The sequence below is a fragment of the Micromonospora sp. NPDC048898 genome (assembly GCF_043198035.1).
GTDB lineage: Bacteria > Actinomycetota > Actinomycetes > Mycobacteriales > Micromonosporaceae > Micromonospora.
Genome location: NZ_JBICUF010000001.1, coordinates 29,711 through 52,315, shown reverse-complemented (window position 1 = coordinate 52,315; position 22,605 = coordinate 29,711). Strand labels below are relative to the sequence as shown.

Annotated in this window: 22 protein-coding genes; 11 read left to right on the top strand and 11 right to left on the bottom strand. The window is 70.0% G+C overall.

All coding sequences use genetic code 11. The annotated features are described in order from the left end of the window. Nucleotides 1-56: 56 nt before the first annotated feature. A complete protein-coding gene (locus ACGFIQ_RS00320) occupies nt 57-776 on the bottom strand; it encodes a VOC family protein (RefSeq protein WP_393237068.1) in 720 nt (239 codons plus the stop codon). A gap of 116 nt (nt 777-892) precedes the next feature. Then, nucleotides 893-1,462 (bottom strand): helix-turn-helix domain-containing protein, encoded by a 570-nt coding sequence (locus ACGFIQ_RS00315; protein ID WP_393237065.1) that lies wholly within the window; start codon nt 1,460-1,462, stop codon nt 893-895. 90 nt (nt 1,463-1,552) lie between these two features. Between ACGFIQ_RS00315 and ACGFIQ_RS00310 the strand changes: the two genes are divergently transcribed. From ACGFIQ_RS00310 to ACGFIQ_RS00265, 10 genes are all read left to right on the top strand, one after another. Further along, the gene (locus ACGFIQ_RS00310) at nt 1,553-2,467 is read left to right on the top strand and encodes an alpha/beta hydrolase (RefSeq protein WP_393237062.1); all 915 of its coding nucleotides are present in this window, start codon (nt 1,553-1,555) and stop codon (nt 2,465-2,467) included. Nucleotides 2,468-2,643: 176 nt separating this feature from the next. After that, the gene (locus ACGFIQ_RS00305) at nt 2,644-3,381 is read left to right on the top strand and encodes a CPBP family intramembrane glutamic endopeptidase (RefSeq protein ID WP_393237059.1); all 738 of its coding nucleotides are present in this window, start codon (nt 2,644-2,646) and stop codon (nt 3,379-3,381) included. Nucleotides 3,382-3,641: 260 nt separating this feature from the next. Beyond that, nucleotides 3,642-4,838, top strand: a complete 1,197-nt coding sequence (locus ACGFIQ_RS00300) for a multiprotein-bridging factor 1 family protein (RefSeq protein WP_393237056.1) — start codon at nt 3,642-3,644, stop codon at nt 4,836-4,838. A gap of 133 nt (nt 4,839-4,971) precedes the next feature. Beyond that, entirely contained in the window at nt 4,972-5,136 is a 165-nt protein-coding gene (locus tag ACGFIQ_RS00295; RefSeq protein ID WP_393237053.1) for a hypothetical protein, read from the top strand. Beyond that, nucleotides 5,133-5,399, top strand: coding sequence for a hypothetical protein (locus ACGFIQ_RS00290; protein WP_393237050.1), 267 nt, complete (start codon nt 5,133-5,135; stop codon nt 5,397-5,399). Before ACGFIQ_RS00295 ends, ACGFIQ_RS00290 begins: the two co-directional genes overlap by 4 nt. Before the next feature lie 216 nt (nt 5,400-5,615). Next, complete coding sequence (locus ACGFIQ_RS00285; protein ID WP_393237048.1) at nt 5,616-5,804, top strand: DUF397 domain-containing protein; 189 nt, start codon at nt 5,616-5,618, stop codon at nt 5,802-5,804. 385 nt (nt 5,805-6,189) lie between these two features. Continuing rightward, nucleotides 6,190-6,417, top strand: a complete 228-nt coding sequence (locus tag ACGFIQ_RS00280) for a hypothetical protein (protein ID WP_393237045.1) — start codon at nt 6,190-6,192, stop codon at nt 6,415-6,417. Nucleotides 6,418-6,522: 105 nt separating this feature from the next. Then, nucleotides 6,523-7,104, top strand: a complete 582-nt coding sequence (locus ACGFIQ_RS00275) for a hypothetical protein (protein ID WP_393237042.1) — start codon at nt 6,523-6,525, stop codon at nt 7,102-7,104. Nucleotides 7,105-7,262: 158 nt separating this feature from the next. Then, on the top strand, nt 7,263-7,670 hold the full coding sequence (locus tag ACGFIQ_RS00270; protein WP_393237039.1) for a nitroreductase family deazaflavin-dependent oxidoreductase: 408 nt from the start codon (nt 7,263-7,265) through the stop codon (nt 7,668-7,670). A 229-nt stretch (nt 7,671-7,899) separates the two neighbouring features. After that, on the top strand, nt 7,900-8,541 hold the full coding sequence (locus ACGFIQ_RS00265; protein WP_393237036.1) for an SIMPL domain-containing protein: 642 nt from the start codon (nt 7,900-7,902) through the stop codon (nt 8,539-8,541). Nucleotides 8,542-8,683: 142 nt separating this feature from the next. Here ACGFIQ_RS00265 and ACGFIQ_RS00260 read toward each other — a convergent pair whose 3' ends face one another. The 8 genes from ACGFIQ_RS00260 to ACGFIQ_RS00225 form a co-directional block, all read right to left on the bottom strand. After that, nucleotides 8,684-10,006 (bottom strand): tetratricopeptide repeat protein, encoded by a 1,323-nt coding sequence (locus ACGFIQ_RS00260; RefSeq protein ID WP_393237033.1) that lies wholly within the window; start codon nt 10,004-10,006, stop codon nt 8,684-8,686. Next, the gene (locus ACGFIQ_RS00255) at nt 10,003-11,400 is read right to left on the bottom strand and encodes an NB-ARC domain-containing protein (protein WP_393237030.1); all 1,398 of its coding nucleotides are present in this window, start codon (nt 11,398-11,400) and stop codon (nt 10,003-10,005) included. The genes ACGFIQ_RS00260 and ACGFIQ_RS00255 overlap by 4 nt, the downstream gene beginning before the upstream one ends. 871 nt (nt 11,401-12,271) lie before the next feature. Next, nucleotides 12,272-12,832, bottom strand: coding sequence for a hypothetical protein (locus ACGFIQ_RS00250; protein WP_393237027.1), 561 nt, complete (start codon nt 12,830-12,832; stop codon nt 12,272-12,274). 28 nt (nt 12,833-12,860) lie between these two features. After that, nucleotides 12,861-14,111, bottom strand: coding sequence for a S1 family peptidase (locus tag ACGFIQ_RS00245; protein ID WP_393237024.1), 1,251 nt, complete (start codon nt 14,109-14,111; stop codon nt 12,861-12,863). 399 nt (nt 14,112-14,510) lie between these two features. Further along, nucleotides 14,511-16,973 carry an FtsX-like permease family protein gene (locus ACGFIQ_RS00240; RefSeq protein ID WP_393237021.1) on the bottom strand — a complete coding sequence of 821 codons (2,463 nt, stop codon included), beginning with the start codon at nt 16,971-16,973 and terminating at the stop codon, nt 14,511-14,513. Continuing rightward, a complete protein-coding gene (locus ACGFIQ_RS00235; protein WP_393240202.1) occupies nt 16,970-17,731 on the bottom strand; it encodes an ABC transporter ATP-binding protein in 762 nt (253 codons plus the stop codon). The genes ACGFIQ_RS00240 and ACGFIQ_RS00235 overlap by 4 nt, the downstream gene beginning before the upstream one ends. A 111-nt stretch (nt 17,732-17,842) precedes the next feature. Next, nucleotides 17,843-18,499, bottom strand: a complete 657-nt coding sequence (locus ACGFIQ_RS00230; protein WP_393237018.1) for a response regulator — start codon at nt 18,497-18,499, stop codon at nt 17,843-17,845. Next, nucleotides 18,487-19,713 carry a sensor histidine kinase gene (locus tag ACGFIQ_RS00225; RefSeq protein WP_393237015.1) on the bottom strand — a complete coding sequence of 409 codons (1,227 nt, stop codon included), beginning with the start codon at nt 19,711-19,713 and terminating at the stop codon, nt 18,487-18,489. The genes ACGFIQ_RS00230 and ACGFIQ_RS00225 overlap by 13 nt, the downstream gene beginning before the upstream one ends. 168 nt (nt 19,714-19,881) lie before the next feature. On the opposite strand from ACGFIQ_RS00225, the gene ACGFIQ_RS00220 reads away from it, so the two are divergent. After that, complete coding sequence (locus tag ACGFIQ_RS00220) at nt 19,882-20,112, top strand: hypothetical protein (RefSeq protein ID WP_393237012.1); 231 nt, start codon at nt 19,882-19,884, stop codon at nt 20,110-20,112. Between the two features lie 105 nt (nt 20,113-20,217). Here ACGFIQ_RS00220 and ACGFIQ_RS00215 read toward each other — a convergent pair whose 3' ends face one another. Beyond that, nucleotides 20,218-22,494 (bottom strand): glycoside hydrolase family 44 protein, encoded by a 2,277-nt coding sequence (locus ACGFIQ_RS00215; protein WP_393237009.1) that lies wholly within the window; start codon nt 22,492-22,494, stop codon nt 20,218-20,220. Nucleotides 22,495-22,605: the final 111 nt, after the last annotated feature.

Here is a 22,605-nt window from a genome sequence, read left to right as displayed (position 1 = left end):
GGCTGCGGGCTTCGTCAGAGAGGGCGAACAGCAGCGCCCGGCGTTCGTGTGGTGAGTCACCGCAGTGCTGCCGCGAGTTCGGCGGCGTTGTCGAACGCGGGTGCCGCCCTGTCGGATTCGTCCTCGGTGAGCGTGACGGACCGGGCGCGGGCCAGCATCTCGGCCGCGGTCTGTGGATCGTGCAGCACCATCGCGAGTTCGGCGCGGTAGACCAGGACCTCTACCTGCTCGACCGGGTCGTCGTCGGCTTGCGGCCGAGCCAACGCGCTGTCGAGGATCCGAACGGCCTGTCCGACGCTTCCCCTGGAATCGGCCTGCACGACAGCGTTCGCCAGGGCCTTGGCCAGTCGCCCGCCAGGCGTGGCGGCCGGCATGGGCGCGGTGTCGGCGTCCCGAAAGACGCGGATCCAGTTGCCGCCCGGGTCGATGACGCTGAATCCGCCCAACCCGTCGGCGTTCTTCCGCGCCCTGGGCCGGGTCATCCGCGGCGTTCCGGACACCAGTACCTTGCCGTACGCGGCGCGCATGCCGGCTGCGAAAGCCCGATGCAGTCCCTCGATGTCCGCGGTGATCACGAGGCAGGAGCCGTAGGACTGCTCCGGGTCGAATCCGGCGATCTCGAAGAACTGCAGATGCAGGTCTTCCCGCTGCACCCCCACACACGCGTAGGGCTTGCGTTGCCTGTACGTGGTGCGGAAACCGAGAACTCCGTAGAAGGTTTCGATGTCGTCGATGGATGCGCAGGGCAGCAGGGGAACGGTCCGCTCGTTGGCCATGCCTCCTTCCTAGGCGTCGCAGGGTGTCCGTCGCACATAGAAATAGCCGATCATCGCCTCAGGTCATCCGATCGGCTGATGACTCAGAACGCAGCGCTGCGCGCGCTCCTGCCGCGTCACTCGGTCGAGGGTCGGGTGACTGTGGCCGGTCCAGGTGGGGTCGATGGCGTGTCCGGTACGACGACGAGGCTGACGACGCGGCGGGTCCGGCCGTCGCGGGTGTTGCCGGTCCGACTGACGACGGCGTCTTCGATCTCGGCGACCATCGTGGCGAACTCTTCGTCGGTGAGCCAGACGGCGGCCTGTCGGTAGACCACGCCGTCGCGGTGGGGGTCGGCGTGCTCGTGGGCGAGGTAGCGGTCGAAGTCGCCAAGCAGTGACGCCGCGAACGTGGTGAAGGCGCGTCGGTGGTCGTCGCGGGTCATCTCGGCCCGGGCGGCGGGGCTGACCGTGCCCTGGTCTTGGCGTACCCGGTAGCTGCGTTCCACCGTGCCGCGTACTCGCCGCTCGTCGACCACCTCCAGCACGCCCGCCTCGGCCAACACGGCGATGTGCCGGTACATCGTCGCCGGGGGGATGTCGGGTAGGCGGTCACGCAACTGTGTGGTGGTCAGCGGGTCGGTGTCGAACAGCGTTTGCAGGATGCGCATCCGGACGGGGTGCAGGAGAAGGTCTGCGGTTGCCATGGACCCATCTTCCCAACGATAATGTTCCCAGATCTGATAATGTTCGCGGTCACTGAGAATAATCGGAGGTGGCTCGTGCGGATTGTCGACATGACGGCCGTCGCAGACGACGGACTTCCCCTGGTCGGCACGCTGACCCTGCCCGTCGGCCCCGGACCGCACCCGGCGGTCCTGCTCCTGCACGGCTCCGGGCGACTGGATCGCGATTCCAACACCGCGCGGCTCCGGATGGAGTTCGGACCACCACTGGCCAAAAAGCTGGCAGACGCCGGGATCGCCACGTTGCGTTACGACCGGCGCGGTGTCGGCGCCACGGGCGGCGACTGGCACGCGACCGGATTCGCCGCCGGTCGGCACGACGCCGCCGCCGCACTACGCGCCCTCGCTGTGCGACCCGATATTCGGGCGGACGCCGTTGGCGTGCTCGGGCACAGCGAGGGTGCCCTTCACGCCATGTCCCTCGGGGCACGCCCGGAGGTGGCGGCGGTGGTGTTGCTGGCCGGGTTCGCCCGCCCAGGGGAGGACGCCCTGCGCTGGCAGGCCGCAATGATCGCCCGCGACCTCCCCGCTCCCGTACGACCGCTGCTACCGATCCTGCGATCCCTGGCCAACAGGCAACTCACCCGGATCAAGACCACCAGCACGGACGTGGTGCGCATCCTCGGGAGGCCGACCAACGCCCGGTGGCTGCGGGAGCTGCTCGACCACGACCCGCGCTCCGACCTGGCGAACATCAAGGCTCCTGTCCTGGCCATCACTGGCGACAAGGACATCCAGGTCGACCCGGCGGACCTGGACGAGATCCGCCGGCTGGTGCCCGGCGACATCACCGTCCGTCGGATTCCCGACCTCACCCATGTGCTGCGCCGCGACTTCGGCCGTCCGTCGGTGCGCTCCTACCGGCGGCTGCTCCGCCAGCCGGTCGACCCCGACCTGCTCGCGCAGGTGGCCGGCTGGCTTGCCCACCGACTACACGAGACGCCCGACACGGTTCGTGCCGGTTGACCGATGGCTCACCCCCACACAGAGCCCTCAGCCCCTGTTCCTAACCCCCGAAGGGAAACGGCGTGACCCCCGCAACCTCTGCTCGCCAACACGATGGCCTCACCACCTTCTGGATCGTCACGTTCGCATGGACCTTCGCCTTCTGGCTTTTCGCGAGCACACTCGATGGACCGGCGATGACGTCCCCCACCCTCGTCCCGTACCTTCTCGGTGGATTCGGCCCGGCGATCGGCGCGATCGCTGTCCGGATACGGCGCCATCGCCGTCGTCAACCGATCCCCGCCCACACGGTGCGACTTCGGCTGCGCCCACGGCTGTTCTGGGCGCTGCCGATGCTGGCCCTGGCATCGGGGACCGTGCTGGCAGCCGCCCTGCTCGCGGAGTTCCTGGGCGGACCCGCGATGAGCCTGACCGAAGGGCGCGAGTTGATCGCGACGGCGGGCGGAACCGTACCGTTCCTGATCAGCATGCTGGTCGGCGGCCCGCTGGCCGAGGAACCCGGTTGGCGTGGCACGGCCTATCCCCGCCTGCGCGCGTCGATGAGCCGCCTGCGCGCCGGTCTGTTGCTGGGCGTCGCCTGGGCGGTGTGGCACCTGCCGCTGTTCTTCATCAACGGGACACTTCAGTCCGAATTCGGCCTGGTCAGCTGGAGTGGCCTGTTGTTCACGCTCAGCGTCTTCCCGATGGCACTGCTCACCGGCTACGCCTACGAACTCGCCGGGGTCGCGGCATCGGTCGCGGTCCACTTCGGCGTGAACACCACCATCGCGCTGCTCACCGTCAAGGCACCCGCCGCCCAGGCGCTCGTCCTGGCGGTACAGATCATCGTGGCGACCGCGCTGCTCGCCTCATCACGCGACCGTGGGCAGGACCGACCGGCGCTGGACCACCGCGAAATGGCCGACCTGCGGTGAACGGGTGGCCGAGCGCGGGTGACGCCAGCGGTAGGACGGGCCGTACGTCTGACGCGGGCACAGTAGGCGGTCACCCGGCCTGAGCTGCCCAGACGCGATCCGGGCGTGCAGGGTAGTGACGTCTCAATCGACACAGGTGACCCAGTTGGCTATCCGAATCGAGTGCGTTGGCGACGCCATAGTCGTACGGTCTTATGTGGCGGCCCGCCCGGTGTAGAGGCCGGCAGGGCCGCCGCCCAGCCCTCTACCTGGGAGCGGCCATGACCGAGCCAACGACCTTCGGCACCCGCCTACGCGCCCACCGCGAACGAGCCGGGAAGACGCGCGCTGTCCTCGGTGGCCTGGTCGGCCGAAGCGCCGACTGGGTCAAGGCATTGGAGTCCGGCCGGCTGCTCACCCCGCGGCTGCCGATGCTGCTGCGTCTGGCCGAAGTCCTCGACATCGTGGACCTGGCCGAGCTGACCGGCGACCAGTCGCTGCCGGTCGCGTCCGTGACCCGAGCCGGGCATCCGGCCGTCGACAACGTCGCCGCCGCCATGCAGCGCACCACCGTCACCGTCGGCGAACCGATGCCCGTCGACGTCCTGCGCGGCCTGGTCGACCAGGCGTGGACGCTGTGGCACAGGTCCAGCACCGAACGGACCGCTGTCGCCGCGGTGTTGCCCGGGCTACTCGACGACGCCCGTCGCTCGGCGAGACGACTCGACGGCAACGACCGACGGGCCGCACTGGCCGAGCTGGCACGCGTCTACCACCTGGCGCAGCTGTTTGTTGCCCACCAGCCGTACCCGGAGTTGGTGTGGCTGGCTGCGGACCGGGCCATGAGCGCCGCGCACGACGCCGACGACCCGAACGCGATAGCCGCCGCGGCGTGGTACTACGCGCACGTCTACCGGTCGGCGAACCAGGTCGACGCGGCCGAGTTGGTGCTCGTCGACGCCGAGCGGCTCGTCGACCGGGAGGCGGGCGCCGAGCCGTACGCACGGTGGGCGCAGCTTCAACTCGGCCGTGCGCTTGGGCACGCGAAGGCGGGCCGGGATGGTCAGGCGTGGCGGGCCTGGGACGCCGCTGACGCCGCAGCCGGCCGCCTGGGTGCCGACTACGCCCACCCGTGGCTGATGTTCGGCCCTGCTGCCTGCGCCGCGTACGCGGTGACGCTGGAGACGGACCTGTGCCACGCGGGGGAAGCGGTGCGGCGCGCCGACTCGACGAACTACACCGCGCTGCCGTCACGTACGCGCCGTGCTGGTCACCTGATCGAGGCCGCCCGGGCTCACCTGTTACGCCGTGAGGAAGTCGCGGCAGTGCACCTGCTCGGCCGGGCTCTGCGGGAGAGCGTCGACACGGTCCGGCACAACCCGTACTCCCGAGTTGCCGCCCTGGAGCTGTCGTCGCGGCCGGGGACGGTGGGCGAGGACGCGCGGGACCTGGCGCTCGCCATCGGCGTCGAGGGGTAACTGTGCCAAGGGGACAGTTAGTCCCCATCGCGGTCCGTGTGCATACCTAACGTCCTGGTCACTGAGTCGGGCGCGGATCGACTGAAGCGCTGTCGCGAGGATCGCCGCGCCCCCGGACCGGGGAGGCGACACCGTGCACATCGTCCTCAAACTGCGGCAACTGCTGGCCGGCGAAGCTGCGACACCGCCGGTCGGCCCGCCCATCCAGGCCCGTGAGCGGGCCGCCGCCCAGGAACGGGTGCTCGCGCAGGCCCGCCAGCGGCAGACCGCGCACCTGCGCGACGGGCTGACCCGATGACTGCCCGGACGATGCCCGGACCGGGTGCCCGGGTTTCCGTGCGGCCCGGCGAGTGGAAACCCGACCCCGACGGTGAGGGCCACACTTACCACGACATCGTCATCGTCTCCGTCCACGAGTCGCACGACCCCGCGTACGCCTGGGTGTACGGGCACGGGCCGGACTGTGCGTGGGAGTCCGCCGACTGCGCCCAGCCGTGGTGCTTCGAGGTGCTGATCAGCGTTGACGTCCTGGTAGCTACCGCAGCCGGTGAGCGGCCATGACCGTGGCCCAACCCGTCCAGCCCGTGGCGCGGTGGCGGCGGACCCTCGTCGAGCACCAGGCCGTGGACGGCCGATGCCCGATCTGCCAGACCGCTGGCCGCTGTTGGGAATGGGCAGAGGCGTTCGCCCAGCTGGTCGCCCACGATCTCCTGCTGCCCCGATAACCCGACGACCGGCCGCACCCGACGGCCGGCTGACGTGAAGGAGCAACACACCATGGATCAACTCACCTTCGTTCGCCCGAACCGGTGCGACAACTCCGGCCCGAACTGCGTCGAGGTCGCCATCGACGCCAACCTCAACCGGATCGTCCGCAGCTCCAAGCGCCCAGGCGAGCAGATCATCGTCGATCAGGACGAGTGGGCGCCGTTCGTGGCGAGCATCCGCGCCGGCCAGGACTTCTGACCGCTGAGCGAGGGCCCGGCCGCCAACTTCGCCTCGGCCCCTCGCCTCTCCCGCCGCCCCTGGAGGACCGCCGCATAGAAATCGTCCAGTCCACGGAGACCGTCGACGTCGTCCGGTACTACCGCATCACCGGCGTGTCCACGTTGACGGACAACCGGGGGACGACCTGGCAGCCGACAGATGTGCGCGTAAGGCTGTTCAACGGGCGCCTGCTGAGTTTGCAGGTGTCGGGACCAACGCTCGACGAGGCAGGCGGGCGGGGCCCATGGGTCAACCATGTCTGGTCCGGTCCTGCCGCTGCGGGGGTCACGAGCGGTCGCGGCCAGCCGATGCCGGAGTGGGTAGTCGCGTTCGGTGCTGCTGAGCGGCACACGCCTGACCGATGATGGACGGACCGGTCGACACCTCGGGCGGTCAGCCCATCCCGATCGGCCGGGCGACGTGCCTGGGCTGCATGCCCCGAATCCTCCCCGGGTCCAAACATGACTGCGTCGGCGACAAGATCCACGACGCGGGCGTGTTGTGGTGGTGTTACTGCCGCGAGCCGGTGTCGTACGACGACGGCCAGACCTTGCGCCAGACCATCGTCCGCGCGTACCGAATCAAGGGTTGACCTCGGCGGATGCCCGCACCTGCGCGATGGCCCCGACTCCACCTCGGGGCCAGCAAGGGCGGCGGAGATACAGGCGCTCGCCTCGGCCTACTACCCTCGGGGCTTGTGATATCTGACCTGGCGGATGTCGTCGCGGCGGGTGGCTCGGCGATCGCGGTTGTCGTGACTGTCGTGTTCGCGCTGCGCCAACTGCGCTCGGCGCAGACCGCCAACCAGACCCTCGTCGCGATCGAACTGCTGACCCGGGACCGTTCCAGCGACGAGTTTCTGCATGCTGAGGACTTCGTCCTCAAGGAGCTGACCCTCCGCCACCCGCCACCCGGTGTCAGCGTCAGTGACCTGCCGGCCGAAGCCCGCCACCAGGTGGTCCGGCTGTCCCTCTACTACAACGGTCTGGGCCAGATGCTCGCTTTCGCGGCGGTCGATCCGCGGCTCCTTGTGGGTACGGTCAGCTACCGCTCCCGGCAGGCCTGGCGCGTCCTGGAGCCCTACATCCTCGCCGAGCGTGCCCAGCGTGGCGAGACGTACCTGTCCCACTTCGAGCACCTGGTCCACACGGCCACGCACAACCCGTGGGCCGCGGCGGTACGCAGGTTCAACCTCAGGAGCTTCGGCAGCTATCCCGCCGAGCTCGGCCTGAACGACAGTTCGGCAAAAGCGCTGTCGCGCCAGCACGACAACGCATAACAGCTTCGGGGCCGCTACCCGTCGCACCCTTCGACGTCCGCACCGAGCGCTACGCACTGTAGGCGCGGGATTCGCTGGTGCTGCGGGCAGTGTCGCGCGCCGGTTGAGCCTGTCAGAATTGCGTCGACGGAGCCGGTGTGTGGAGGCAAGGAGAAGGTGTGAGCGACTGGAACGACAAGATCATCGCTGAGTTTCGCGCTAACGGTGGGCAGGTCGGTGGCCAGTTCGCTGGCGCGCCGCTGCTGCTGTTGCACACGGTCGGCGCCAAGAGCGGCCAACCCCGCGTGAGCCCGATGATGTACCAGAAGGTGGACGGCGGCTACGCCGTGTTCGCGTCCAAGGGCGGTGCGCCCACCAATCCCGACTGGTACCACAACCTGCTCGCGCACCCGCAGGCCCAAGCGGAGATCGGTACCGACAAGGTCGACTTGGTCGCCAGGGTTGCCACCGGGGACGAGCGGGAACGGATCTGGAGCGCGCAGAAGGCCGCGTATCCAGGCTTCGCCGACTACGAGCGGAAGACCAGCCGCCAGATTCCCGTCGTCGTACTGGAGCCCGCGCCGTAGGCGGAGACGGCACAACCGCACTGCCCGCCGGTGCGGGCCACGCCGTTGCTGCGGTGTTCGTCCGCTCAAGCGGCTAACCAGGCCGATGTTCGTTGGGGGACACTCACCAACCGATCGATCCAAATGGCAACCGGCATTGGCACCAGACAAAGCCAGGGCGGCAGCTCACTCCGCGCGGTCGGCGTACCGGGAGTACGGGGCGGGGGACAGTCTGGTTGGATCGGCGTTCATGCAGATGGTGGAACACCCCTGGGGCATCAGCGCGTTCGGTGCGGCGAGCGTGAAGGCTCTACCGAATCTTGTGCGCGTAAGGTTCAAAATCGTACGGGTAGAGCAGGCTCCGGCGGCCGCGTTCGAGGCAGCTCGCATAGCCGTGCGGGCCGTGCGCGGCGCGCTGCGCGAGCACGGGATAGGCGATGCGGCGGTCGAGGGTTCGCGCCTGGACCTGAAGACCGCCACCGAGTACGCGGACGGGTCACGCAGGTTCATCGGCTACCAATGCCAGGCGGCCTTCGCGGTCCAGTCCGGCGTACTGGACGACGTCGAGCCACTGCTGATCGACATCGTCGCGGCGGGCGCCAATGAGATCGAGGGCGTCGACTTCGACGTCACCGGCAAGCGCGAACTACGGGCCCAGGCTCGGCGCGAGGCGGTGGCCGCTGCCCGTGCAAAAGTCGAGCTGTACGCCGAGGCCGCCGGCGTAAGCATCGGTGCGGTCCTGCACATCGAGGACGTGGACCCGGAACAGCCGGGGGCTTCCCGCTACCGCAGCCACGCCGAAGCCGCCGCTACGAGCGCCCAAGACCTCGCCCCAGGCCACGTCGTCGTGTCCGCCGCCGTGGTCCTCGGCTACGCAGTAGCCCGGGTCTGACCAAATGCGTCAGGGTGGTCGCTCAACATGATGTGCGCCAGATGCCGTTAGGCGGGAGGCCATGAGGGCTCGGCAAGAACGTGCCAAGGCCGTTAGCGTAGATCCACTCATGCGCGGATCTGTCGGCGAGCGGGCGCGCTGGCTAGGCTTCTTCCTGGCTTGGATCGTGGTCGGCGCCGCAGAGGCACTGGACGGGCACGGGGCGGCCCTCCGAACCAGCGGTGCCGACGGTCCGGGGTGCTCGCAGCATCCTGACAGCACGCTGGAACACCGTCAGTGCCTGCCGGACGAACTGCGCCGGGCCGCGTATCGACTCCGAGCCTAGATAGACGACGCCGGCACGAGCCAGGATTGGGATCGCCGCGTCGACCCGACGCCGTTTGAGTTGTACCCGAAGCATCTCGGCCAGCAGGATGAGCTCAACGCGTGGAGCGCCGTGTCGCCGGCTCTGCTGAACGGCCGCCCGCAGGGTGTCTACCGCTGATCTGAGGTCGCCAGTGCGGACGAACCACCGTGCCCACGTGCCGTGCAGTACATGCACACCGCTGCTCGCCTGTCCTACGATTGCGAATGTGCGTTCCGCTGCTCTGAGGTGGTACTCCGCCTCGCGGACGGACCCGTGGTCGACAAGCACCTCGGCGAGGCGCTGGTGGAAGTACCCGTGACCCGTCAGGTAGTCGTCGGAGAAGGCCTCCGCCTCGCAGAGAAGCCGGATCGCGTCGGCGGGTTCCCCACGATCGACCGAGAGTCGACCAAGGTAGTGCAGTGCCGTGGCGAGCGGCTGGCGGAAGCGCCGGTCAGCCGAGTGGTTCCTGCCGATCGTGACAGCGGACTGGAAGTGGGCTCGCGAGGTTTCCGGATCGGAGAAGTAGTAGGTCAGTCCCAGGGTCATGTCGTGGTCGACCCGCAGGTGGGCCTCGCCGGCCTCACCCATCGCCACCTTACAGCGGAGCAAAGCCGCGCGGGCGCCGTCGTAGTCACTCACGTCGACGAGGTACTTAGCGAGAGTAAGTAGTGCCGTCGCTTCTTCGTCGGTGGTGTGACTCGTGGTAACCGCCTTTTCGATGAAGTCTCGGCGCAATGCGGCGCCGTTGGCGATGCCGGCCTGGAACCGTGCCGCGGAGAGGTAGTGACCGGAGACGGACACGCCTCGTTTCTCGAGTAGATGGATAAGGTCCATGGCGTTGGTGAGGAATTCCTCGTAGTCGCGGAAGTCGGTACCGGCGCCGACGGTCAGTAGCGTGTCGATCGACAGGGTGATGAACCGGCCTATCGTGCTGCTGTCCATCTGATCCGCGGCGAAAAGAACGCCGCTGGTGAGGGTCACCAGCTTTCGCACGCCTTGAGTGGAAGCGTGCTTTCTGGGGTCGGCAAGGGCTTCCTGCGCCAGTCGCGGAAACTGCCGCTCACCCTCCGCGTCGAAACGTCGTTGCCAAGTCGTGCGGACGGCCGTCTCCGAGGTCACCGGGTCGACCGTAGCCGTGTCAATGGACAGGTGTGTTCGTACAGCAGGCTGTGGATCGAGTACCGTCGGTTGAGGTCCGACGGTCGCACAAGCCCGAGGCCTCGGGCAACCTCCAGCACCGCCGAGAATCGCTGGTCGGTGATATCGACGCTTGCCGCGCGTAGCTCGTCGTTCGTCATGGCTTCACCGCGACCCGTGGCGCAGAAAGAGAATAAAAGCGAGACGGCCTCACGTTCGGAGGTGCGCTCGCTGAACTCGTCCAACGAGCGTTCGAATAGCCATGTCCGAACCCTGTCGGCGAGCGGATTCAGCGATACCGGGCGGATCTCCTCCAGGATGGCGGGGAGTGCCTTGCCGCTCATTGCATACCGACGTGTGATCAGCTTGATAAGGAAAGGGTTTCCTTCGGTAATGGGATATACCGGTTTCAGTTGCTTGTTGCTCGCCTTGGTCAGGTCTGAACTAAAATCCCTGGCAGTCAGCCGTATGAGATCATAGGTCTCCTGCTCGCCGAGCGGATCGATCTGGACGTTCCGCACGTCGAAGTCCTCACGTCGCGACATCCAGCGTGTGGTCGTGACGATGCGGTGTGGGCGACCGAATCCCAGAGCACGCAGCCGTTCGATGACGTCGTCGGCCGCTTCAACATACTCAAGGTTGTCGATGACCACCAAAATCCGTCGGTTGATCGGCAGGTCATCGAGATGCGCGCGCAGGTCGCGTTCCCAAAGGGCCTGGCTGGGTGGCAGAGGGCACTCCAACTGTCGGGCAATCATAGACAGCAAATCCAGCCAGTAAATCGAGTCGACCGTCGGATCACCGGCGTCTAACGTGGAGAATCGCGTGTTCCTTGCGGAGGCCCACGCAATGTCGGTGTATACGTTCCGAGCCGCTACCTGCTCCACTGCCGCGAATGTGATGGCGGTCTTGCCAATGCCACCTGGGCCCCACACTGCGATGGCCGACCGCGCCGCGGCTGAGGTTTCTTGCAGCATCTTCACCAGGTCGTTCAGAAGCTGATCGACGTGTATCAGCTCGGCCGACTCCACTTGTACATATCGCTTCCACGCCGTCGGTTGTGGGCTGCGGGCCGCTTCGGCGTCTAACGACGATGCCCGTCCGGTGCTGTGCCCCTCATCCCCGGAAATGCTCCTGCGGATCTCCATGCTGGACATGACCGAAGAGGATGGAGTCGGAGGCGTAGCCACCGTGTCGGGATTTGGCTCGGCGGATCGGGACAGCATGAGTGTGATGATCGCCACCCCCAGGCTGCCGACACCCGCAGCCCAACTGGCTACTTCAAGCCAGTGCTCATCGACGATCACGGCAGCCACCGCGAGCGCCGTCGCGCTGAGCCCGGCCGAGCCGATGATCACCCACCGTCTGGTCGTCATCGCAGCATCATCGCCTGCCGTGTGCCGCAACGTCTATCCACATCCACTACTCGGGCCGAACGAACCGCCAGTCGGCGGTACGCGTGATCGCGCGGTCAACAACTCAGTTCTGCGTCTCGGCTGTATCCGTATGAAGCAATACGTTTCCTTCTGGTGTATCCGGATGGGTTGGCCTTGATCGACGTACGAACCGTCGGATTTGTCTGCGGAGGTGAGCCGTCCGCAAGCCGGACACGTTTTTGCGACCGATAGTGGCGCCGTGCGGCGACTGTGACGGCCACGGCAACGAGCAATGCGGCACCGCCCTTCCGTGCACGTTCGAACCACGATCGGTTGTCGTCGAACGCCGCCTCACCGGCAGTCATCAGCCATAGCCCCACCCACGCCCATTGCCAGCCGTGTGGCCGAGAGAATTTTCCGGGCGGGTCGGACAATGCGACGGACACAGCGGCTGCGGCGCAGCCGACGACGATCAGCGGTAAGCCGGCGCGCCAGGTGGCCTCGCAGAGCGACACGAACCGAACCTGGCACTCCGTTCTACCGCCTCCGTTTAGATGCCAGCTCCGACAGTCACGAGGGCTCCGACAGGAACCCGGCCGGATCGCGGAGCCGGTACCTGTTGACGCCGACCAGGCAGGCGTACCTCGCGGGGGGGGGGGCCCCCCCCCCGGCCCCCCGGGGGGGTTGCGGGGGGGGGGCGGGGGAAGGAGCCCAGGGACGGCCAGTGGGGCACCCCCCCCGGCCCCCGGGCCCCCCCCCCGGGGGGGGCCCCCCGGGGCCCCCCCCCGCCCGCGCGCCCCCCCCCCCCCCCCCCCCCCCGCCCGGGGGGGCCCCCCCCCCCCCCCCCCCCCCCCCGCTGTGGTTTACCTGCTCAGGAGCGGTAGAAGGAGCACTGGAAGGCCATGTCGTCCACCCGCGCGGCACCGCTGCCACCGAGCAGGGAGATCCGGAAGAACACCTGCGTCGGACCGTTCGCGTAGCTGGCCACGTCATGCCGCCGCCAGGCGGTGTCGGTGATCCGGACGGTGCGCAACGCGAGGTAGGTCCAGCTCGCCGGGTCGATCACCTCGACGTTGAGCACCGCCGACCCGCTGACCGCCCGGACGAAGAACCCGCCGCCGCAGGTGGTGTTGTGTCCGGCGGTACGCGGCCCCACGGTGAGTAGCTTGCCCACCCCGGACCAGCCGCCGGCCGAGGTCGTGAGAATGGCGTTGTTCCAACCGGACCGGGCCGTTCCGGTGCCCAGCTCGTAGGCTCCGCTCCCGGCGCCGGAGCGGTGGAACTCCCACACCGCTGCCGGGTTCCCCTCGAACCCGTCGGTGTGCTGCCAGAGGTCCGCGTGAGCGGGGCCGACGGCCACGGTCAGGGCCACCGTCGTCGCCATGACGGCCGCGGTGGTGAGGCGTGCGGCTCTGGTGAATGCTTTTCTCATCCCTGCCTCCTTCGCTCGTCGCCGTTCGTCACGGCGCGCCGTAGATGACGACCTGGTATCCGGTGATCGCCTCTCCCACTGGCTGGTGCCAGGTTTTCGGCGTGGAGTTGCACTGGCTGCCGACCCGGTTGGCGTGCGAGTTCAGCCCGTACGCGGTGTTGCTGGCGAACAGCGGCCCACCGCTGTCGCCGCCGAGGGTGCAGATGTTGGTCTCGACCATCTGGCGAACGGTGCCGCCCGCGCCGTTGACCGTCACGTTGGTCCTGAGCACCGAGCCGCACCTGAATCCGGTGGTCTTGCCCGAGTTGCACACCGACAGCCCGCTCACGGCCGTCGCCCAACCGTGGATACTGCGGCTCGTGTTGTTCCACAGGTTGATGGTGCCGGTCGCCCAGACCGACGGACCGTTCATCCAGATGAGGCCGTAGTCGTCCTCCGGATAGTTGCTCTCCAGCGACGGCCCGACGTCCTGGCCGTTGGGCAGTGTCCAGTGCGGGTAGCCCTGGGTGCAGTGGCCGGCCGTGATGATGTAGTTGAAGGTGTAGTCGGTGGCGGTGAAGCCGACCGAGCAACCGCCCAACGCGTCCGCGCTGGAGATCCCCACGTTCGGCTGGATCTCGCCGGCGGTGGTCTCGAACCGCACTGCCGCGCCGAACGTGCGCGCCACCGAGCTTTGCGCGGCGTTCTTCGCCCCGGACGCCGGCAGGCTCACCACCACCTGGTTGGTCTCCGGGTCCACCCCCCAGGTCGTGTTCGGTTCGCTCGGCGCGGCCTCCAGCGCCCGCTGGATCTTCTGGAGTTGCCGTTCGCCACGAGCGACGAGGCGTGCCTTGGCGCCAGCGGCGGTCACCTTCTTGGCAGCCGCGGCGTCGGTGACCGTGACGACGAGGTCCCCGTTGGACAGGTACGCGCCACCCGAGCTGGCACCCAACTCGGTGGTCAACCGGTTGGCGAGTCGCACACTGGCGTCCTCGGCACTGAGCAGCTTCTCGGCGGCATCGCGGCTGATGCCTCGTTGCTCGGCGATCGCCTCGGCCATGTCCGCCGACCCGCCCGCCCGATTCCGGTCGGCGACGCCGCCGGCGGAAGCCAGGGTTGCCCGGCCCTCGGTGCGGGCCGGATCCGCCGCGCCCCCGGGCCGGGCCGGTCGGTCGACCGGCCCGGCCGCTGCGGCCGTCGGGACGAAGGCCACCGACGCCACGACGACGAGTGTCGTTGCGAGCAGGGACCTGCGGCTTGGTCTTGTCGTACGCGGGTGGCTGACAATACGTTCTGACATGCACCGCTCCCATCACGAGGGGACTGGCCGGCCGGGTCAGGAGCTGGACGGCCCCGGGCCGGACGGCAATCCTCGCAACGGGGCGGGGACCGCGAGTCGGATGTTGGACGCGACTGGACACGGCTGGACACCAGGGCGGGGGGGGGGGGGGGGGGGGGGGGGGGGGGGGGGGGGGCGGGGGGGCGGGGCGCGCCCCGGCGCCCCCCCCCGGCGCCCCCCCCCCCCCCCCGCACCCGGACCCGCGCGGGGGCACCGGCCCGCCCCCCCCGCCGGGGGGGGGGGGGGGGGCGGGGGGGGGCGGCGCGCCCCGCCCCCCCCGCCCCCCCGGCGGGGGGGGGGGCCCCCCCGCCGGGGGGGCCCGCCCCCCCCCCCCCCCCGCCGATATCCGAGCCGCGACGCCTACTCCTTCACACCGATGTTGTCGATCGGAGGAGCGCTGAGCAGCCGCCGGACGGGCAACACAGTGGTTGCCAACGCCAACAGTGTCGTACCGCCGAGCACCGCCACCCAACCGAGCGGCGGGACGTACGGGATCGGGCTGCCGGTCAGTCCGTTGACGATCGCGCTCAGGGTCAGCGCCGCGATCGTCGCGCCGATCAGCACCGCGGTGCCGAGCAGTCCGGCCTGTTCGGCCTGGACCATCGCGCGAATCTGACGGCGGGTGACCCCGACCAGTTGCAGCAACGCCAACTCGCGGCGGCGGGCCAGCGCGGCCATCACCATCGTGGTGGCCGCCGCCAGCGCCGCGTACCCCACCATCACGCCGATCAGCAGCCGGTTCAGCCAGGCGCCGAGCGCCAGGTCGGTGCTCATCAGGCGCGTACGGGTGGCGGCGTCGAGTACCTCGGTGCCCGGATGCCCAGCCGCCCACGCGGCCAACGCGGTGTCGGCCTCCGGGCCGGCGCGGACCAGGATCTCGTCGCTGGTATTACCGGCCGTGTGCCCGGCGACCGTCTCGGCAGCCAGGGTGACGTCGCCGAAGCCGAGGCCACGGCCGTAGATCGCGATGACGTCCAACGTGACAGGGGTGCCGTCGCCCAGCCAGAGTTCCGCCTGGTCGCCGACGTCCCAGCCGGATGAGGACGCCTGCATCGCCGACAGGGCGACAGTGCCCGCCCGTAGGTCGGTCAGGTTGCCCTCGCGCACGGCGAGGTCCATCGTCGACGTGATGCCCGCCGGGTCGACCGACTGCGCGCTGACCGGGATTCCGTCGAGCGTCCGTACCAGCACCTGCGTACGGCGCACACCGGTGGCCGCCTGCACCCCGGCCAACTCGCGGATCTCCCGTGCAGCGTCCGCGGGTAGTCCTCCCGGAGCGACAAGCACCCGCTCGGCGAGGGTTCCCGCACTGCTCTGCGTGGTGGTCTGCCGTTCCAGGTTGGTCTGCAGGAACCAGACCGAGCCGCCGAACCCCACGGACAGCACGAGGGCGGTCAGGACTGTCGCCATGCCCTGCGCGTTGGCCCGCAGATTGGCCGCAGCCAGGTGGCCGCTGACCCCCCACACCCGCGGCAACAACGGTGTGAGCAGGCGTGCCGCGTACGCGTTGATCCTCGGTGCGAGCAGCGCCACCGCGATGAGGAACAGGTACAGCATGCCGACCGCGCCGGCCAGTGCCCCGGCCGACCCGGCGGTACCGAGCGTGAACGCCCCGGAGGCGCCGGCCGCCGCCAGCGTCAGCACGCCGGCGATCAGCCGCACCCGGCCGCTACGCCGAGGCTCGACAGCGATCTCGCCGAGCGCCTCGATCGGCTTGATCCCGGTGATCCGGCGTGCGGCGACCAACGCGGCGAGCACCGCCACGAGGACCGCCGTACCGACTGCGGCCGGCACCGCGAACAGGCCGTCGGCCATCGGGAAGCTGGCCGGCAGGAACCCCCGCCCGACCAACTCGCCGTGCACCCAGCGGGCCGCCAGCAGGCCGGCCGGGCCGCCGATCGCGGAGCCGACCAGGGCGAGCAGCACGGCCTCGGCGAGCAGCATGCGACGCACCTGCCCCGGCGTGGCCGCGACCGCGCGCAGCAACGCCAGGTCACGTCGACGGTGCCGGACGGACAGCCCGATGGTGCCGGCCACCACGAAGACGATCAGCAGGACGACGTACCCCCCGAAAGCCGATCCGACCTCGACCAGCAACGTCCGGGCAGCCTGGTTCTCCGACTGCTCGACGTTCCCACGGTCTTTTCCGACGTACGTCGTGGCGCCGGCCGCCGACGCGATCTCGCGTACCGCGCCGAGGTCGGCGCCGGGCACCATCCGCACGCCGATCGCATCCACCCGGCCCGGGTGGGCGGACAACCGGGCGGCCTGCGCGTCGGTGAAGAACACCGCCGCCGAACCGGTCTCGGCGGTTCCGCTCACCCGGTACGACCGCCCGACCCCGCCGATGACCAGGTCGATGCGCTCGCCCGGCGCCACGCCGAGCCGGGTGTCGACCAACACCTCGTCGTCGGCCCGTGGCGCGGCACCCGCGGCGATGGGACGACCGGTGAAGGCGTACGTGTCCCAGCCGTGTCCCAGGGCAGCGGGTGAGCCGATCAGCACCCCGTCGTCGCCGGTGACGGCCGCGACGCCCGGCACCTGGCGGATCCGGTCCACCAGGGCGGCGTCCACCGTGCCGCCCTCGGGCAGCGTGACGGTGCTCGTCTCGCCGTCGAACTCCTCGAACGTGTAGGTGATCGTGCGGTTGGCGACGACCACGTCGGCGGTGGCCCAGAGCCGTGGCTCCGGGCGGAACCGCAGCCCGGACTCGACGAGGGTGCCCATCGCCACCAGGATCAGCACGCCGGCGATCAGGGCCAGCAGGGTCGCGGCGGCGGGGCCGGCGCGGTGCCGCAGCAGGCGGGCGGCCAGCCCGGTCATCGCAGGACCCGCCGATCCAGCGAGGCCAGGTGCTCGGCGATACCTGCGGCTCCGAGCTGCGGAAGGTCGGCGACGAGCGCACCGTCGGCCAACACGAGCACGCGGTCCGCGTACGACGCGGCGATCGGATCGTGGGTCACCATCACCACGGTCAGCCCGTGTTCGTCCACGACCGCGCGAAGCAGTGTCAACACCTCCGCGGCGGTCCGCGAGTCGAGGGCGCCGGTGGGCTCGTCCGAGAAGATCACCTCGGGGCGGGTGGCCAGCGCCCGGGCGATCGCCACCCGCTGCTGCTGGCCGCCGGAGAGCGCGGCCGGCCGGTGGTGCAGCCGGTCGGTGAGGCCGACCCGCTCGACCACCTGGGCCAGCCAGGCCCGGTCCGGACGGACGCCGGCCAGGCGCAGGGGCAGCACGATGTTCTCCTCGACGGTGAGCGCGCCGATCAGGTTGAACGCCTGAAAGACAAACCCGATCCGGGTACGACGCAGCTCGGTCAGGCGGGTCTCGGACAGCCCCGACAGGTCGGTGCCTCCGATGACCACCCGACCGGAGGTGGGCCGGTCGAGCCCGGCCGCGGTCTGCAGCAGCGTGCTCTTGCCGGAGCCCGAGGGCCCCATCACCGCGGTGAAGGTGCCGCGGTCGAAGCCGACATCGATGCCCGCTAGCGCGGTCACCTGGTTACGGCCGGCGCCGTACACCCGGGTGAGGTGTTCGACGCGTACCGCCGGTTCGGTGGTCTGTCCCGGATAGTCCGGCATTCTGGTGGCCTCTCTCCGTGTCATCGGCAAGAACTGCGCGCACCAGAAACGCTATTGACGTGCGAGAACGGCGACCATCCCGTGGGCTGCCAGGTCCGGGTACAGCAGGCGCTACCGCCGGTCGCCGTCCAGGTAGCGCAGCACCGCGGTGACCCGGCGGTCGGCATGGTCGTCCGGTGGAAGCTGAAGCTTCGAGAAGATGCTGCGGATGTGCTTGTGCACCGCGCCGTCGGTGACGAACAGCCGCTCGGCGATCGCGCTGTTGCCGAGCCCCTCGGCCATCAGCCCCAGCACCTCACGCTCACGCGGCGACAGCTCGCTCAGCGCCGTGTCCGTCCGGCGGTTGCGGGCGAGCAACTGCGCCACCACCTCCGGGTCGATCACGCTGCCGCCGTCCGCGACGCGGTGCAGCGCGGTGAGGAACTCCTCGACCCGGCCCACCCGCTCCTTCAACAGGTAACCGAGTCCGACGGCGCCGACCGAGAACAGGTCGGTGGCGAACGCCTGCTCCACGTACGCCGACAGGACCAGCACCGCGAGGCCGGGGCGGCGCCGCCGGGCCTCCACCGCGGCCACGATGCCCTCGTCGGTGTGGGTCGGCGGCATCCGTACGTCCACGATCGCGACATCCGGCGCGTGTTCGTCGACGGCGACCAGGAACTCGCCCGGAGTGCCGGCCGTGGCGACCACGTCCAGATCCTCCGCCCGCAGCAGCAGAGCCAACCCCTCACGCAGCAGCGGGTCGTCCTCGGCGATCACGATCCGCATGGCAGCTCCACGTCCATTCTCGTCGGCCCTCCCGGTGGGCTCGTCAGTGTCATCCGGCCGTCGTACGCCTCGACCCGCCGGCGGATGCCGGTGAGCCCCGAGCCACGTTTCTCGTCCGCGTCGCCGTGCCCGTCGTCCTCGACGCACACCAGCAGCCGGCCGCGCTCGCGGCGCACGGCGACGTCCACCTGGCTCGCACCGCTGTGCCGGACGACGTTGGTCAGCGCCTCGGCCACCACGAAGTACGCGGTGGCCTCGACCGAGGCCGCGCACCGCACCGCCACGTCCACCTCGAGTCGGCAGGGCACCACGCAGCTGCCGGCCAGGCCCGCCAGCGCGCCGGCGAGCCCCCGGTCGTCCAGCACCGGCGGCAGGATTCCGCGCACCACCGTACGCAGCTCGCCGAGTGCCTGTTCGGCAGCGTCCTGGGCCTGCCCGAGGATCTCGTCGGCGCGGTCCGGATTGCGGCGTACGGCCCGCCGCGCGGCACCCAGCAACACGTTGACCGCGACCAACCGGTTCTGGGTGCCGTCGTGCAGCGACCGCTCGATCCGGCGCAGTTCGACCGCGTGGGCGTCCAGCGCCGCGGCGCGGGTGGCGGTCAGCTCGGCCACCCGCAGCGACAGGTCGACACCCGGCGGCGGAGGCAGCAGCAATCGGCCCGGCCATGCCTGGAGACGGGCCAGGACCGGGCTGAACCAGATCGCGGCGGCCAGGCAGCCCACCCCGAGCAACCCGACCGCGAGTGCGTCGGACAACCCGTCGATGCGCCACCAGACGCTCACCGGCGCGTCGGCGTCGGCAGGGATCAGCCGGTACCACAGCGGGAACGTGACGTACTGCACGGCATTGAGTGGCAGCGTGAGGCCGACCAGCCCGCTCACCAGGCCGATGAGCGAGTGCAACCCGACCCAGCCGAGCTCCCGGCGCACGAAGGGATCACGCATCGCCGTCCGCAACCCGGCCGGCCCCGGCCCCGGCGTGGGGATCGGCTCGCCCCAGCGGGACAGCCGGGCGCGCTCGCGGTCGGCCACCGAACGCACCGCCCGCAACGCACCGGGCGCTGCCAGCAGCCCCACCCCGCCCAGGCAGGCCACCGCCACGATCGCCGCCCAGAGCAGCGCGCCCAGCGCCAGCGTGGCGGTGCCGAGCCCGCCGGCGAGGTGCGTCAGGGCGTCGACCGACGCGCGAACCCGGCCCCGCACGTACGCCATCGACCCACCTCCCCCGCCAACATAGGCCACCGCGGGCCCCGCCCGGCGACACCCGGAGCAGAAGGTACAGCCTGCTGTACCACGGTTGTCGACCTGGTGGGATCGTCCCCGCCGCGTCGCGTGCCTAGCGTTGACGGCGTCGAGGAACGTTTGCCGAAGGAGGCAGTCATGCCCGATCCGTACCGCATCACCGAGGCCCCGGTCCCCGGAGCGAAGAAGCCGGGCGGCCTGCTACGCCCGCTGCTGTGGCTGGTGCTCTTCGTCAGCGCGGCGGCCAACGTGGTGCTGTCGACCGCGGCGGACAACCCGTGGATCAGCTCGGCGTTCGGCCTGGTGGCGCTGCTCTGCGCGGTCGCGCTGATCGTCCACCACCGCCGTAGCCGCGCCCGGGAGTCGTAGGGATGGCGGGCGATCCCTGCAGACCTGGAGGGGTCCGGGGCGCGGCAGCACCCCGGACCCCTCGTGCCTGCTCCGCCGGTGTGGCACGGAGCAGGGTCTCTCAGCTCACCCGCAGCGTTGACCGTTGACGGTGAAGGTGGTTGGTGCCGGATTGGTGCCGCTCCACGTGCCGTTGAAGCCAATGCTTGTGGACGCGCCGGGAGCGAGCTTGCCGTTCCAACTCATGCTGTCCGCGGTGACGCTCGTTCCGTTCTGTTTCCAGGTGGCCGACCAGCCCTGGTCGACCTTCTGACCGGCGGTGGGGAAGTCGAAGCCGAGTTTCCAGCCGTCGATCGCGGTGGTACCGGTGTTCTTGATCGTCACGGCCGCGGTGAAGCCGCCCGGCCAACTGGTCGCCGTGTAGCCGACCGTGCAGCCGACGGTCGGTGTGGTGGGCGCGGTCCGCACGGCCAGGCCGGGCGAGGCCGCCGAGACGTTGCCCGCCGCGTCACGGGCGGTCACCACGAAGGTGTACGGGGTGTCCGGCGTCAGCCCGGTCACGGTGTACGTGGTGCCGGTGGCGCTGCCCACCTTCACCGGGCCGGTGGTGTCGACCCGGTGCACGTCGTAGCCGGTGACGGCGGTGTCGTCGGTGGACGGCGTCCAGGCCAGCGCGACGCTGTCGCCGGTGATCGTGCCGGCGGTCGGCTTGCCCGGGGCGGTGGGCGCCTGGGTGTCGCCGGGCGTGGTGCCGCGCGGCAGCACCAGGTGGGTGATCGAGTTGGCCGGGAAGGTGGCCGTGAGGCCGCTGGCGGTCACCGGCAGGTCGGCCTCCCGGACGACGCCGGCGAGGTTCGCCCCGCTGTAACGGTAGACCTGGGCGGTGCTGGCGGAGGCGCCGGTGAGTGCGACCGGGCTGGTCAGGTCGTCGCCGGTCTTGTTCACGACGACCAGGGTGAGCGCCTTGTCGGCGCTGCGCTCGGCGGCGTACACCGCCAGTCTGCCCTGGTCGGCGCTTGTCGCCTGGACGGAGGTCTCGCCGAACGTGCCGCCCTTGCCGTCGTAGTTGCGGAAGACGCGGAACGCGTTGGCCACCGGCTGGTCGGCCGTGGGTGCGGTCCAGAGGGTGGCCAGGTCGAGCCCTTCGCGGCCGAAGATGCCGAGGACGTCGGCCTGGGCGAGCGCGCCGTTGAGCGACCCGAAGGCGCCCCAGTTGTATTCGGTCATCGCGATCTTCGTGCCCGGGTAGTGCTGGTCGACCAGCTCGCGCAGGCGCGGAATGTACCGGACCGGGCTGTTGATCCAGCTCTCGTCCACGTAGGTCGGGTCCCAGAGTTGGCGGGTCGAGCGCAGTCGCAGCGCCTGGGTGTTGGCGTCGCCGGCCGCCTCGCCCAACACGCCGGCCTGCTGCGGGTAGAGGTGGACGTCGAAGTAGTCGAGGATGCGTGTGCCGTGCTGCTGCTCGTACTCACGCATCCGGTCCAGATACCACGGCCCGAGGTCCTGGCCGCCGTGCGCGGCCTTGTCCGGCGGGTTCGACCAGCAGCCGGTGCGCGAGCAGGTGTCCTGGTCGAGGCCCGAGTAGAGGATCGAGTTCAGGCCCCAGCCGACGGGACCGAGCGTCTTCGCGCCGGGGTCGGCAGCCTTGATCGCGGCGGCGTACTCGTAGGTGCGGTCGCGTAGCTCGTCGTAGCCCAGCCCGGTCGGGCGGACGTCGCGGTGGGTGGAGTGCCACAGGTCCGGCTCGTTGTCCAGGTTGTAGAACTGGACCCCACCGTCGGCGGCGGCGCCGAACTGCCCCTTGAGGTGGTTGACGAAGTCGGTGGCGTACTCGGCACCGACGGCGACGCTGGTGTCCTCCGGATCGGTGCCGGTGACCGGCGACCCATCCGGCTTGATGCCGTTGCCGCAGTCCGGTGCCCAGGTGTCGGTGGACTGCTGCGGGCCGTACTTGGCGACGCTGAAGCCACACGCCCGGGACCGGTCCTTGGCGATCCAGCCGAGCATCGGCATGGTCATGACCGTGGCGGCGCCGGTGGCCTTGTTCTGCTGCACGAACCGGTCGGTCTCCGAGCCTTCCGGGAGGTCGTCCGGACTTGGGTTGTCGTTGGGGATGTTCTCGAAAAACCAGTCCGCCGCGCGGTTGGTGGTGTCGGCCCGGAAGTTGTAGCGGGTGGTGGCGTTGCCGCCGTAGCGGTGCACCGGCAGCCGCAGGTCTTGGGCGAGAGCCTGGTCGGCGAAGTTCATGCCGTAGATGTACGGACTGATCTGGTGGCGGGCGGCGGTGGTGTCCACGGTGAGCGCCGGGCCGGCCGCGGCCAGGGCGGGTTCTGGCAGGGCCAGACCGGCGAGGGCCGTGGCGAGCACGACCGGGAGTAGAGCGGTGGTGGGACGCACGAGCATTCCTTTCGCATAGGAGCTCGACGATGGGAGCGCTTCCACAGGGTTGCGTCTTCCTGCCTCCGAGTCAACGCCGGAACACCCGCCGTGGATCATGTCGAATCCGACCGCGCG